Genomic DNA, 13009 nt, shown 5'->3' on the forward strand with positions numbered 1-13009 from the left:
AGGAGGACCCCTCATGTTAGACAAAATTAAACAATTCGCATCCGAATTTTTCGTTACTGGCGATCCGCTTATTTTAGGGGCTCAAGTATCCATTGGCTTGTCGCTCGTCGCGATCATATTCGTGCTCACCTTTTTCAAAAAATGGCGTTGGCTCTGGACCGAATGGTTAACCAGCGTCGATCATAAGAAGATTGGTATCATGTATATCATCGCTTCCATTCTTATGTTGTTCCGCGGCGGCGTAGACGCACTGATGATGCGGGTTCAGCTGGCTGCTCCCGAGCTTGAGTTCCTGCATCCGGAACATTATAACCAGATCTTTACCACGCACGGCGTTATTATGATTTTGTTCATGGCGATGCCGCTCATGTTCGGTTTGTTCAATATCGTCGTCCCGCTCCAAATTGGAGCCCGCGACGTTGCATTTCCGTTCCTGAACTCCCTTAGCTTCTGGATGTTCTTCTTTGGAGCGATGCTGTTTAACGTTTCCTTCATTATCGGCGGCTCGCCGGATGCAGGCTGGCTGGCTTATCCGCCGCTTTCCGAGCTTTCAGGCAGTCCAGGTCTTGGTCAGGACTTCTATATCTGGGGTATCCAAATTTCAGGTATCGGTTCCTTGGCTACAGGAATCAACTTCGTTGTAACGATTTTGAAAATGCGCGCGCCAGGCATGAAGCTCATGCAAATGCCAATGTTCGTATGGTCCGTGCTTTCGTCTTGCATTACCATTATGTTCGCGTTCCCGATTCTGACCGTTACATTATTCTTGCTATTCATTGACCGCTATCTAGGCGCACATTTCTTTACGCTCGACGGCGGCGGCAATCCGATGATGTACATCAACCTCATCTGGATGTGGGGACATCCCGAGGTTTATATCGTTATTTTGCCGGCATTCGGCATATTCTCTGAGATCGTATCCGCATTTTCGAAGAAAAAGCTATTCGGCTACAAATCAATGGTGTTTGCTCTTATGTCCATTAGCTTCTTCTCGTTCTTCACCTGGGCGCATCACTTCTTCACGATGGGCTCCGGCGCGAATGTCAACGCATTCTTCGCTTTGACGACAATGTTGATCGCTATCCCTACCGGGGTTAAAGTATTCAACTGGCTGTTTACGATGTACCGCGGCCGAATCAAATTCACGACCCCGATGATGTGGACGATTGCATTCATTCCATGCTTCGTTGTCGGCGGGATGACCGGTGTACTTTTATCCGTTGCGCCGGCTGACTTCCAGTTCCATAACAGCTACTTTCTTATCGCACATTTCCATCAGGTGCTGATCGGCGGCGTAGTGTTCGGTTATTTCGCAGGTCTCTACTACTGGTGGCCAAAAATGTTCGGTTTCCGCCTGCATGAAGGCCTTGGCAAATGGGCTTTCTGGTTCTGGAACATCGGTTTCTATGTTTGCTTCATGCCGCAATATGCACTTGGTCTAATGGGTATGACGCGTCGCTTCAACGAATACGACTTTGATATGGGCTGGCAGCCGCTCAACGTCGTATCAACAGTCGGAGCATTCTTAATGGGTGTCGCGTTTATTTTCCAAGTGTGGCAAATCGCTCATAGCATTAAGTTCTTCAAGAAGGAGAAAGACGGCGACGCATGGGACGGACGTACACTTGAATGGTCGATTCCATCTCCTGCTCCGCTCTACAACTTTGCTCGCTTGCCGCAGGTTACGAGCCAAGATGATTGGTGGGAAGAGAAGCAGCGTATTGCAAACGGCCAGCCTGCGAAGCCTTTGGCTCCGCTTGAGCCGATTCATATGCCAAAAAACTCAGGTATTCCATTCATCATGTCGCTTTGCTGGTTCACGGCAGGCTTCGGCTTCGTATGGGATTGGCTGTGGATGGCCATACCGGGCCTAATCGGCGTAGCCATTTGCATGCTTGTTCGTTCGTTCTCCTACGATACCGATTATTACATTCCGGTGGATGAGATCGAACGTACGGAAGCAGCGTTAAGGGGGACAAAATAATGGCACATGCAGTTTCTACTCCAGCGGGAGCGCATGGCGGACACGGTGCCGGTCACGGCGGCGGTCACCATGACGATCATCATGATCAAGAATCGATGAAAATGTTCGGCTTCTGGCTGTTTCTTATAACTGACGTAATCTTATTCGGTACTTTGTTCGCCACTTATGTCGTCCTTCGTCTCAATACAGACGGAGGACCGACAGGCGCGGAGCTGCTCGAGATGAACGGAATCATTATTTCCACCTTCATCCTCCTGACGAGCAGCTTCACAAGCGGTATCGCTGTTCTTGAGATGAACAAAGGCAACAAGCGGGGCCTCATCTTCTGGCTCGCCATTACTGCTTTGCTCGGCGCATCCTTCATTTTTCTAGAAGTAAACGAGTTCATGCACTTGGTGCACGAGGGGGCTACCATCGGAACAAGCGCATATTGGTCCGCCTTCTTCGTTCTCGTCGGAACTCACGGACTTCACGTTTCGGTTGGTCTGGTCTGGATGATCGCGCTTATGCTCCAGCTGAGCCGCCGCGGAATCACGCCCGTTACGAAGCGTAAGGTCGGCATCATCAGCTTGTACTGGCATTTCTTGGACGTCGTTTGGATCTTCGTGTTCACTATCGTTTACTTGATGGGGGTGATGTAGGATGGAAAAGCATGATACGCATTCGCATAATGCACACGAATCCCATGGCGGTTCGATGAAATCCTATGTTATCGGTTTCCTCTTCTCCATCATTTTGACGATTATCCCGCTCGTTGTTGTGATGAATGATATGCTGAGCAAAAAGGCTGCAACCGTGCTTATCCTTGTCATGGCCATTTTGCAGTTTGCCGTGCAGCTCCTCTTCTTCATGCACATTAGAGATGAGGAGAAGCCGCGATTCAATCTTATGGCGCTCATCTTCGGCCTTGTTATTTTGCTGACGATCGTTGCCGGCTCCATTTGGATCATGACTTATAATACGGTGGCCTGATAGCTGACTGTGCATTAATAAATTCCAGAAAAAAAACTGCGCCAAAGTCACAGTGACTGCGGCGCAGTTTTTTTCTTATATAAGAAAGCAGCCGCATCTCTCCTCGTATGTTCTTTATTGTTTATAATCATATTCTCCCTTCCTACTCCCCTTGCCGTCATGTCATAATTCCCCTAAAGAGAAACAAATAAAAACATGGGGTGATCACGATAACCATTATTCTTCGTCCCTTGCAGCTGCCGGATGATTATGAGCAGCTGGCTGGATTGCTAAACCAAGTATGGTCAGAGCCGACTTCAGCGGAGCGTCTTCTAGAGGATGACCAGAAGCTCTACGAGGTTGGACACACATGGATGGATGAGAACGGCTTGCTCGCTGGATACGATCGCGAGCGTCAGGTTGCGGTCAATGAGCAAGGGGAAATTGTCGGCTATATTTGGTCATGGCGAGCGCCATGGACAGAGCCCGGGCATTTATGCAATACACTCATCGTTGCGGAAGCATACCGCAAACAAGGAATCGGTCAGCGCTTGCTGCTTCACATAGGCGAGTGGGCTTTGAAGCTCGGGGCAACCATGCTCATATCGGAAGTATGGGACGATAACGAGGATGCGCAGCATTTTGCCAGCCGCCGTGCTTTTGCAAAAGAACGCCATGCCTTTCAGTCGCTTCTGCGGTTGGATAACGAAGAGGGTCGCCAAGCCGCACTAATTCCCGATCTGCCCGCGGTGGGGGACCTGCGTTTTCTAACGCTTGCGGATGAGCCTGGCGAGGCAAGCGAGCTCAAGCTTTATGAGCTGTACAAAGAAACGCTCGTTGATATCCCCGGCTTTATGGGAGATGTCCCCGTAATAAACGAATGGCGCAAATGGTATTTAAAAGTAGACGGCTATGCACCGGAACGAGTAATTATTGCAGCTGACGGAGAAACGTTTGTAGGTGTTACCAACGTTTTGCACAACACGCAAACCAATGGTATGTACCATGAATATACCGGCGTGAGCCGGGCTTACCGAGGCCAAAAGGTAGCACAGGCTTTAAAAATCAAAGCTATACAGCTGGCCAAGCATCACGGCGCTTCTTATCTTCGCACAGACAATGATTCCACAAACGCGCCTATTCTCCGTATTAATCGCAAGCTGGGTTATGTCCCGCTTCGCGGCTCCTACCGGCTTCTGGCTCCACTAGATGAAATGTTGGCTAGCCTGCACAGCAAGATTTCAAAGTAAATTATACAAGCGTAAACGGCTGTCGCCGTCCTCTGTGGCAAAAGCTGTCGTTTCGCGGAGATATATAAGCCCATTTATAAGTGAAAACTTATAAATTCTTATATATTAAATAAAGGGCTGTAAATCAAGGTCAATGACCTTGATTTACAGCCCTACGTTATGTCCTAATACTTCTTATTGCTGATGGTCTTGCTCCACAACCTCTATCCCCTGGGGTACAATTAACGTCAGCTCCGCATGAACCGTATCCGAAATCAGCCCGCCATCCCGGCGGTCGACGACACCTACCATTACATACATCGTTTTGCCAACAATTTCGGTTTGCAGAAGCCTATTATCCAGGCGCTCAAGCTTGTCTGCCGACCAATAGCGAATTTGTCCCAGAAGCTTCAGCTCACGTGTATCGGTCTGCTCCAACTTTACCCCGTCCCAAGCATGAAGGACGATTTTGTTTATTTCAGCAGGCACCTTCACGTTTTTCGTATCCACGAAAGCGGAGCGCTGCGTCATCTGCATGCCTCTCTGCAGCTCATCGAATAAGCCGGTTGACATCAACAGGGCGAGTCCAAGACTGGCCATGCCTACGACGCCCACAAAGAAAACACTCATCCAGTCGTAGCGAACGATTGCCCGCTCGCTGCTTGAAAACTTCAGATAAAGCAGCAGTTCTGTCCCAAGCATGATAAATACAACGGGAGCCACCCACATCAGCACTTCGTAGGCCTCTATATCCTGCCAAAGCGATACTGCAAGCGCGGTACCCATAAGCATCAGCGTAACCCCCATCGATAAGGAGCCGACGCGCCAGGTACGCAAGCCTTCCACTTTATTAACCGCCGGGTTCGCCATATTTACGGGATTCAACGAGATTCCTCCCCGTGCTTAGCAAGTAACGTCGGTGGAAGCTCCGGAGGTTTTCCCCTGCCTCTATCCCCAGCTGCTCTGCTTCCGAATGCCAGCCGCAATCCAACAATGATCATAATGAAAGCAACAACCGCCGTTGGAATCATATATTTGACCGCCATATACTGCCTATAAATCTCATTCGAAAAGTGGGATGTAACCTCTGCGGCCACACGGTCGAGCAAATAGTAAACACCAAAGCCTAGCAGCCCGATGCCAAACCAGCGCTGATAAGRGACCAGCTGCGTCAGCACAGGCTCATCCGTAAGCGTCTCACGCTCATAACGCGATGTCTGCTGCAGCGCATCGAAGAAAGCGAAGCACCAGAACAGCGGAAGCAGGAAGAAAAACAGCGACAACCGCAAATTGTCCATAATAAAAACGGTCAACAGAAAGCCGCCCATCAGCTGCAGTCCCCGCTTTTGCAAGCCCAAATAGAGATGGCCTGCACCTGGGAATATCGATAGCGCTATAGCAAGCACCTTGCTTTTGCGCCCCGAAGCAATATAGGCTTCCATATCCTCGAATATGGCGCGATCCACCAATTGCTCGCCGCGCTGCTTGGCATGCAGCTTGCTGATCGCATCAAACATGCTGTATATCCATATGACTGGCAGTGCAAGCAGGAAGATAAGCAGCTCTCCCCTTTGAATGATTGCGCTTAAAAAGACGATAATCGCAAACCAGCCGATAAACGAAATCAGAATGGTTATTCCCCGCTGCATGAGACCCATATTCATATGGCCAAGGCCCGGTACGAGAGAGTACAAAATCGTCCGCGATTTCTCGCGCTGCTGCTGGGGCTCCAAGGGCACAAAGCCGGGACCGAAGTGCTCCGCTTGATACTCATGCGGGTAATGCTGTGTCGGATGCACCGGATGCCGCGATACGCCTTTGCCTACCAGCAGGGTAAACAGCATATCGATCATATTAATGACCCAGACAAAAAAGGCAAGCATTAAGAGTACGATTACTTCATCATTACCAGACCCGTTAGCCATCGATAAAAGCAGAAGCAAAGCCAGCGATCCAAAAAAACCTCCCCCATACAGCACCGCGCGCACGGGCCGGCCTATATAGCCATGTCCTACGCCGGGCATAAATGCCAGCAAAAACGCCACTAAAGGGCTTTTATTCATAAGCTATCCTTCCTTTCCATGTCCTTGTTTTCTATTATTTAAAACGGGTCGCTTTCAAGCCATCTAACCATGATCCGGTTTGATCGACTATTTTGTCCGACCACGATTCCGAAGGTTTATCGTTGGCCGCTGGCGGTTTCGGAGGCATGGCCTGCTCCATGTTCTCATTCATATCCATCTGCGCCAGCTTCTGCGAGAAGGAAGTAAAGGTTCCGCTGACAAGCAGCAGCAGCGTAATGGAGGCTGCTATCGTGTAGTGTGTCACTGGGTGCTGAAGCCATGTGCGCAGGCGGGGAGGCTTCTCATGCTTGGACGCAGATAAGCTCGGTGCTGCAGCTTTAGTTTCATGGAGCTCTTGTTCGCTCTTCAACTGCCCAACGACGCGCTGCTCAAGCAGCATCATATCAGGTAGAGGTATGCGAGACTCGCTGTCTCCGACGTAAAAGGATGAATGCTCCTCGTCCTCAGACGATGCAATCGCAGCCATAAAGAGGTTCAAGCAGAAATCACAGCCAGTCAAATGCTGCTCTATCCCTGCACGTTCAGTCTCAGCTAGCCTATCGTTGACATATCGACTCATCAGATCCTGCGGTATGTGCCCATTCCTCATTCGAAATCCTCCTTCCGCCAGTGGCGCTTCATCCAACTTCGTGCCCGGTACAGCCTAGACTCTACGCTTTTGAGCTCTAGTCCTGTTTCGGCCGCGATCTGCTCATACGATTTGTCCTCCATATAAAATGCGGTTACGACCTCGCGATAGTTATCCGGCATTTCTTCTACCCGCTCGCGAACATGCTTCCGGTTAGCCTGCTCGATTGCAACGAGCTCCGCAGCCGGCATTACGGCATTTTCTTCATGCATTTTCTCAGACATCGCATCATCGTCTGCCAGTTCCTCAGGTCTGCGAGCCCTGCTTCGCTTGAAATCAATCGATCGATTAACGGCAATGCGGGTAATCCACGTTTTAAGCCCATCTAATCGGCATTCCGGAAGGGAGCGATAGATTTGCAGCAGCACTTCCTGCGTAACATCCTCCGCATCATGCGGGGAGTGAAGCACGGCGAAGACTGTTCTATATATATAAGAACCATACGCCTGCACGAAAAGGCCATAATGCTCGGGCCCGCCCTTTTGTACCGCTATGATCCAATCCTCGTCTTGAATGTCGCTCCCCTCCTTCCCAGTCTAATAGACGCCAGCCAGTCCTTCTTACCCTGCACTAAAAATAAAAAAACTTTCATGCACTTTCTAAAAAACGTCCGAACACACAGAAAACCCCGTCATTCGTAAGGCAATCCATACGAATGACGGGGATTCTCATCCCTTATTGGCGAACACGCCTGCACTGCGAATCACGAAATGCCCGCTGCTACACGTTCAGCGCTTGCTTGAGCTCTTCCGGAGAGCGGTCCCACCACTCTTGGTTATGCTCAACGAGCAGCTTGCGAAGCGCAGCTTTATCTACCTCGCCAAGCTCCGTCAGGTTATAGCGGCGCTTAATGGAATGGTCCAGTTTGTTGACGTGATCGGCAAGAATTTTCCAGCCGCGGCGCGCCTCGGTATCGATGAGCATCTCGCATGCCGTTGCCCCGGCGTAATAAGAGCCTTCCTCGTTGCGGTCGACGGCTACCCATACGATCCAGCACTGGCGGCCGTTTGGCGTATCCTCTTTGTTCGGCGTAAACTTGATGCCGCGCTCTACTTTACTCTTTGCATGCATGGCGCCTACATCGATATAAGCGACGCCAGCATCGATAATGACACAGGATACGGCGCTCAAATCAATGGTCCCCGCGCCAAAGCCTTTATGTTGTTTGTTGCTCACTACGTTGAGCGACAGTGATTTCTTTTCCTTCTTTTCCGGCTGAGCCGGCTGTCCTTGTTCTTCCGTCATGCGTATTCACACCTTCCCCAATACAATAATTCCATTTTAGCTAATAATCATCGAAAAGCAAACATATACATGCTGTAGATGCTTGTCAACGGGAGGGAAACGTTCAATGACTCCACGCTATTTCAAACGAATTTTACTCGTAATACTCGCAGTCGTCATGCTCGGTTTATCTGTGCAGTACGGCTTCGGGACTGCTTGGCAATCCCAATATACTTATGCTTTCGCCCCTGCCGCCAAAGCCAAGCAAGCACCAGCCCCTGCGCAAAAATCGGCCAAGCCGCCAGTTGTGCAGGAACCGAACACGGTCATGACACCAAAACCGCAGGAGCTCAGCAAACGTATCGTTGAGTACCATATCAGCGTACATTTGGTTGATAACGCAAAGCAATTAAACGGTGAGCAGACTGTAACCTGGACCAACCCCGGCAAAAAAACAGTGTCCGAGCTCTATTTCCATCTGTACCCGAACGCTTTCCATTCAGAGCAATCCACGTTTATGAAGGAGTCCGGGGGCAAGCTCCGTCAGGACAAAGCAACCCAGAACAGCCAAGGCTATATGAAGCTGCTAACGTTAGAAACGCTTAACGGCGAGAGCTTGCTGCCGCGTCTGCAATACGTGCAGCCAGATGACGGCAATGCCGATGACTTCACCTTGGCCAAAATACGCCTGCCTGAGCCTGTGGCCCCAGGCAAATCCGTAACGCTTCAAATGGGCTATGAGGTGAAGCTGCCCGAGGTTTTCGCAAGAATGGGCTATTCCGGTAATTTCGTCATGGCGGGACAATGGTTTCCAAAGCTCGCCGTCTATGAAACGATTGGAACACGGGGACGTACCGCCGAAGGCTGGAATGTACACCAATATCATGGAAATTCCGAGTTTTACAGCGACTTCGGCATATACAGTGTAAAGATTAAGGTTCCTGAAGCCTACACGGTTGCTGCTACCGGCTTCCAAACCAAGCCAATAGAAATCAAAGACCAGATGAAGGTTTACCAATTTTACGCGGATGACGTTCACGATTTTGCTTGGTCAGCCTCGCCGGACTTTGTCTATGAGGAGACGGCCTACTCCGATACGGGTATTCCAGGCGTACGGATCAAGCTATACCTCGATCCCACGCATGCAGCCCTAAAGGATCGTTACATGCACGCCGCCAAGTCCGCTCTCTCCAGCTATGCAAAGTGGTATGGCGAGTACCCTTACAGCACGCTCTCGGTCGTTGTGCCTCCGAAAGGGGCAAATGGAGCCGGCGGCATGGAGTATCCAACGCTCATTACCGCCTTTGCCGCTGAGAAGGAAAATCCCGGCTACGATCTCGAGCGTACGGTCGTGCATGAGATCGGACATCAATACTGGTACGGAATGGTGGCATCCAATGAGTTCGAAGAGGCTTGGCTGGACGAAGGCTTTACGTCCTACGCCGAGGATAAAGTCATGGAAACTGCTTATGGTTTAGAGTCGAATTTGCGAATGGAGGCCAGTTACATGACCGATCCCGCGCCGCTCAAGCAGCTGTCCTGGTCTTATGGCAGCCACTCGCAATACGCGGAAAACGTATATATGCGGGCCAAGCTCGTGCTTGTCGGAATAGAAAATCAGGTCGGCTCCAGAACCATGCAGAAAATATTACGCACCTATTTTCAAAAATTTAAATTCAAACACCCGAACACCGCTGATTTCCAGCGTGTTGTCGAGCAGGTAACCAAAGGCAATTGGCATGATTATTTCAGTCAGTACGTATACGACGATCAAATGGCTGATTTCTCTATTGAATCCATACATGTTCGTCCGGTTACGAAGGATGGAGCTCAGATGTATGAATCGATTGTGCTCGTCAAAAAGAACGGCGGCAGCAATGGCGACATCAAAGTTCTAATGAAATTTACAGACGGCTCCCAAGTAACGAAGCTATGGAACGCCGAAGAATCCCATATGCAATACAAGCTGCTGCATTCATCTCCGCTTGAATGGGCCATTGTCGACCCTAGTTACAGCAATGTGCTCGACAACAAGCTCATCAACAACTATATGCAGGCTCAACTGCCTGAGGACAAGCGGACGAGATGGAGCCTCGGCGCAGTCAAGCTAATTGAAGGTCTGCTCGGGTCGCTGAGCTGGTAAGTAACTGCGTTCAAGGAGCGATAAACGATGAAGATACATTTGAAGCAAGGCTGGCAACTCGCGGTTAAACATTTTTACCTCGTTATTTTGTTATTCTTATATCAGCTGCTATGGGGATTTTTCCTCTACCGTTTCATTGATTCGGTCATATCCCCGCTGCTGCGGAGATATCCAAGCTCATATCCGTCTGATGTGGCCGCTCAGCTCTTCATGACCGAAGCGCAGTTCCAGCTGTTCAAGACTGATATCATCTCTCCTTACGTTTGGACGCTTGGAGGCCTTCTCGTTGCAAGAATGCTGATCACCCCCTTGTTTAATGCCGGGCTTTTCTATTCGCTGAACCAAGCCCGGTCAGACGGGGGGACCCGGTTTTTGGAGGGCATCCGCAAAGCGTGGAAGCCAGTGGTTCTCCTTTACTGGATCGAGGCCATCCTCTCGCTTGCACCCGCTTGGTATGTGCTACCGCGCTCGCTTGATGCCCTGCTGGGGAGCGGCTCTGTACCTGAACTGCTGCAGGCGGTTCTTCCCGGCGCAGCGCTGTGGCTGCTTTGGGGCACGCTGCTGCACCTGTTGTTCCTAGCCATGCAGTTCGGCGCCGCTTCGGGCGAAGGCATATTCAGTTCCCTTTGGCGGGCGCTCCGAAATTTTATCTCGTACGGAGCCCTATCGCTTATCATGTGGGGGATTGGAGCTGCCGCGGGACTCGCTGTCACGAGTTTATCTATGCTTTGGGCGGGGCTGTTCGCACTCATTCTGCATCAGGGCTATCACCTGATTCGCACACTGATGAAGGTATGGACGATAGCCGCGCAGTACGATTACCTGCAGACCAAACAATTGTAGCAAGCGTAAACGGCCGTGGACATTATAGGAATAAGAAGCCTTCGGCCCCACTATTGCTGTGGAAACGAAGGCTTTTTTATTTTGCAGACAAGCGCAACTAAATGATGACATTTCTGTATAAATAGTTAAGAGAATCTGAACAATGGGGGATACACGCAAATGATGCGTAAAAAACTGATTATCATATCGATGGCATTGCTTATATCTGGCGGTTCATTAGTTGCAGCAGACAAATTAATGCAGAAGGTGACGCTGGTTTACAATAATAAGCAAAGCGCAGAGGATGGCCTGCTCGTAGATGATAAGGTATACATCAACATCCGATCCTTAAGCGATTCCTTGCAAGCTTTTATCCAGTGGAAGGGCAGCGAGAAGAAGCTTCTCATCCAGAAGCCCAATGTTCATATGTTTCTGATGAATGAGAAAAGAACGATGTTCGGGCAAGTTGATAAAGGCAGCGTTCAGAAGTTTTTGGTGCAAGCGCAAATCGATAACTTAAATGTCTCCATTACGGAATTTAAGGTCACCCTTGTTGACCCTAACGATAAAGAAACTATCATTGACCGGCGCAGCCAGGATGATGATGATTTCAAGGAATTTGTTGAGAAGGATACCTTCTGGTTCAGCTCGAAGCTTGTCTCTTATGACTTTAAATACGTAGGCAAATACAAGCTGCGTTTTTGGATGGAACAGAAGAACGGCGATCCGCAGCTCATTTCCGAGAAAATCATTACCGCCAAATAAATGAAATGCTTCTTCCCGAAAGGGGCCGTTCATATGAACGGTCCCTTTTTCTTTTGAATAACGACATAGAAGTCGTTCCTTGTCCCAATGCGTCTGTTTGCCTTGTAATCTAGCGCTAAAAAATATGAGATTTTTTTAATCTTATACGAATAATCCGCTAACTACCGCCGTTTATGGGACTTAAGACTAGCCCGCTGGGCGTGGCTGCTAAAGGACAAAACGGTATATTTTACACAATAGCCACATAATTAATGAAATTGAGTCATGGCTTTTAGTTAGAAAGAACTATTATCGAGCGTTTATTTTACACAAAAAACGGTTAAACGGAGCGAATTGCCAAAAGGTTACATGAGAATTATTAGAAATTGCAATTAAAGGCAGGAGATGAATGAAAATAATCGAATAATTCTCAAGAGCAATAAAAAACGGCCTAATTCCCTATCGGGAAACGGGGGAACCACTTTGGGTGAATTGATTCTGACGTCTGATTAATTTGCAGCGCCTGAGGAATCATAGGGAACCTTCAACCGAACCCCACAGCTAACCTCGTCGGCATTGGAAGGAGTTTCACAATTGAAAAAGGTTACCGCAATACTCCTGGGTCTCGTTCTCGTGCTCGCTTTTCAAGCGGGAAGCGCTTTCGCAGACTCGAAATTAAACGGATATATCAGTGATGTTATTGGTACTCCGTACAAAAGCGGCGGAACAACGTCGAGAGGTTTTGATTGCTCCGGCTTTACGAGCTATGTGTTCGATAAAATGGGCATCGATCTTCCGCGCACTTCCGGCTCGCAAGCAAAATCAGGCACGAAGGTCGCTAAATCAGACCTACTTCCGGGAGATCTTGTGTTCTTCGACACAGCCGGCGGCAACAACAGCGCCGTATCCCATGTTGGCATTTACATTGGAGATGGAAAGTTTGCACACTCCTCCTCTAGCAGAGGCGTTGTAACAGACAAACTTAACTCATCTTATTATGAAAACCGTTTTGTGACTGCACGTCGTGTCATGGATGCGGATTCTTTCCAAACGTATGCCGACGCTCAATAGAGTAACCTAATCCCTCGTAATGAGGGTTGCACGGGTAGACTCATCCAGCAAAGCCGCAGTTTTTTGTCCTCTTGCGACAAACAACTTGCGGCTTTGCTGTTTCATTTCAAGCCGATTGCGGAATTTCAT

Annotated in this window: 13 protein-coding genes and 1 riboswitch; of the genes, 8 read left to right on the forward strand and 5 right to left on the reverse strand. The window is 49.3% G+C overall.

Annotated elements, in window-relative coordinates; all coding sequences use genetic code 11:
• Positions 1-13: 13 nt before the first annotated feature.
• From AC1DLI_RS27625 to AC1DLI_RS27640, 4 genes are all read left to right on the forward strand, one after another.
• Positions 14-1984 (forward strand): cbb3-type cytochrome c oxidase subunit I, encoded by a 1971-nt coding sequence (locus tag AC1DLI_RS27625; RefSeq protein WP_477607879.1) that lies wholly within the window; start codon positions 14-16, stop codon positions 1982-1984.
• Positions 1984-2625: a cytochrome o ubiquinol oxidase subunit III gene (gene cyoC / locus AC1DLI_RS27630; protein WP_477607881.1), complete on the forward strand. Its 642-nt coding sequence runs from the start codon at positions 1984-1986 to the stop codon at positions 2623-2625. The genes AC1DLI_RS27625 and cyoC overlap by 1 nt, the downstream gene beginning before the upstream one ends.
• Before the next feature lies 1 nt (position 2626).
• Positions 2627-2956 carry a cytochrome o ubiquinol oxidase subunit IV gene (cyoD, locus tag AC1DLI_RS27635; protein ID WP_477607883.1) on the forward strand — a complete coding sequence of 110 codons (330 nt, stop codon included), beginning with the start codon at positions 2627-2629 and terminating at the stop codon, positions 2954-2956.
• A 200-nt stretch (positions 2957-3156) separates the two neighbouring features.
• On the forward strand, positions 3157-4185 hold the full coding sequence (locus tag AC1DLI_RS27640; RefSeq protein WP_477607885.1) for an N-acetyltransferase family protein: 1029 nt from the start codon (positions 3157-3159) through the stop codon (positions 4183-4185).
• Positions 4186-4359: 174 nt separating this feature from the next.
• Here the strand turns inward: AC1DLI_RS27640 and AC1DLI_RS27645 are convergent, their stop codons facing one another.
• The 5 genes from AC1DLI_RS27645 to AC1DLI_RS27665 all read right to left on the reverse strand — a co-directional run bounded on the left by AC1DLI_RS27645 (position 4360) and on the right by AC1DLI_RS27665 (position 8121).
• Positions 4360-5049 (reverse strand): hypothetical protein, encoded by a 690-nt coding sequence (locus tag AC1DLI_RS27645; protein ID WP_477607887.1) that lies wholly within the window; start codon positions 5047-5049, stop codon positions 4360-4362.
• Positions 5046-6227 (reverse strand): hypothetical protein, encoded by a 1182-nt coding sequence (locus tag AC1DLI_RS27650; RefSeq protein WP_477607889.1) that lies wholly within the window; start codon positions 6225-6227, stop codon positions 5046-5048. Before AC1DLI_RS27650 ends, AC1DLI_RS27645 begins: the two co-directional genes overlap by 4 nt.
• Before the next feature lie 34 nt (positions 6228-6261).
• Positions 6262-6837, reverse strand: coding sequence for a zf-HC2 domain-containing protein (locus AC1DLI_RS27655; protein ID WP_477607891.1), 576 nt, complete (start codon positions 6835-6837; stop codon positions 6262-6264).
• Positions 6834-7286 (reverse strand): sigma-70 family RNA polymerase sigma factor, encoded by a 453-nt coding sequence (locus AC1DLI_RS27660; protein ID WP_477607893.1) that lies wholly within the window; start codon positions 7284-7286, stop codon positions 6834-6836. Before AC1DLI_RS27660 ends, AC1DLI_RS27655 begins: the two co-directional genes overlap by 4 nt.
• 310 nt (positions 7287-7596) lie before the next feature.
• Complete coding sequence (locus tag AC1DLI_RS27665) at positions 7597-8121, reverse strand: YwhD family protein (protein WP_477607895.1); 525 nt, start codon at positions 8119-8121, stop codon at positions 7597-7599.
• A 106-nt stretch (positions 8122-8227) separates the two neighbouring features.
• Between AC1DLI_RS27665 and AC1DLI_RS27670 the strand changes: the two genes are divergently transcribed.
• From AC1DLI_RS27670 to AC1DLI_RS27685, 4 genes are all read left to right on the forward strand, one after another.
• On the forward strand, positions 8228-10243 hold the full coding sequence (locus AC1DLI_RS27670) for a M1 family metallopeptidase (protein WP_477607897.1): 2016 nt from the start codon (positions 8228-8230) through the stop codon (positions 10241-10243).
• Positions 10244-10270: 27 nt separating this feature from the next.
• Entirely contained in the window at positions 10271-11086 is an 816-nt protein-coding gene (locus AC1DLI_RS27675) for a hypothetical protein (protein ID WP_477607900.1), read from the forward strand.
• Positions 11087-11245: 159 nt separating this feature from the next.
• A complete protein-coding gene (locus AC1DLI_RS27680) occupies positions 11246-11830 on the forward strand; it encodes a hypothetical protein (protein WP_477607902.1) in 585 nt (194 codons plus the stop codon).
• Positions 11831-12247: 417 nt separating this feature from the next.
• Positions 12248-12400: riboswitch (cyclic di-AMP (ydaO/yuaA leader) on the forward strand.
• Between the two features lie 3 nt (positions 12401-12403).
• The gene (locus AC1DLI_RS27685; RefSeq protein WP_477607904.1) at positions 12404-12880 is read left to right on the forward strand and encodes a C40 family peptidase; all 477 of its coding nucleotides are present in this window, start codon (positions 12404-12406) and stop codon (positions 12878-12880) included.
• Positions 12881-13009 lie beyond the last annotated feature (129 nt).

The organism is Paenibacillus sp. 01T443 (assembly GCF_056398325.1).

What these genes read in the sequence shown, in the direction of transcription:
- AC1DLI_RS27625 (WP_477607879.1), top strand. Translation starts at nt 14, where the DNA reads ATGTTAGACAAAATTAAACAATTCGCATCCGAATTTTTCGTTACTGGC.
- cyoC (WP_477607881.1), top strand. Translation starts at nt 1,984, where the DNA reads ATGGCACATGCAGTTTCTACTCCAGCGGGAGCGCATGGCGGACACGGT.
- cyoD (WP_477607883.1), top strand. Translation starts at nt 2,627, where the DNA reads ATGGAAAAGCATGATACGCATTCGCATAATGCACACGAATCCCATGGC.
- AC1DLI_RS27655 (WP_477607891.1), bottom strand. Translation starts at nt 6,837, where the DNA reads ATGAGGAATGGGCACATACCGCAGGATCTGATGAGTCGATATGTCAAC.
- AC1DLI_RS27665 (WP_477607895.1), bottom strand. Translation starts at nt 8,121, where the DNA reads ATGACGGAAGAACAAGGACAGCCGGCTCAGCCGGAAAAGAAGGAAAAG.
- AC1DLI_RS27670 (WP_477607897.1), top strand. Translation starts at nt 8,228, where the DNA reads ATGACTCCACGCTATTTCAAACGAATTTTACTCGTAATACTCGCAGTC.
- AC1DLI_RS27675 (WP_477607900.1), top strand. Translation starts at nt 10,271, where the DNA reads ATGAAGATACATTTGAAGCAAGGCTGGCAACTCGCGGTTAAACATTTT.
- AC1DLI_RS27680 (WP_477607902.1), top strand. Translation starts at nt 11,246, where the DNA reads ATGATGCGTAAAAAACTGATTATCATATCGATGGCATTGCTTATATCT.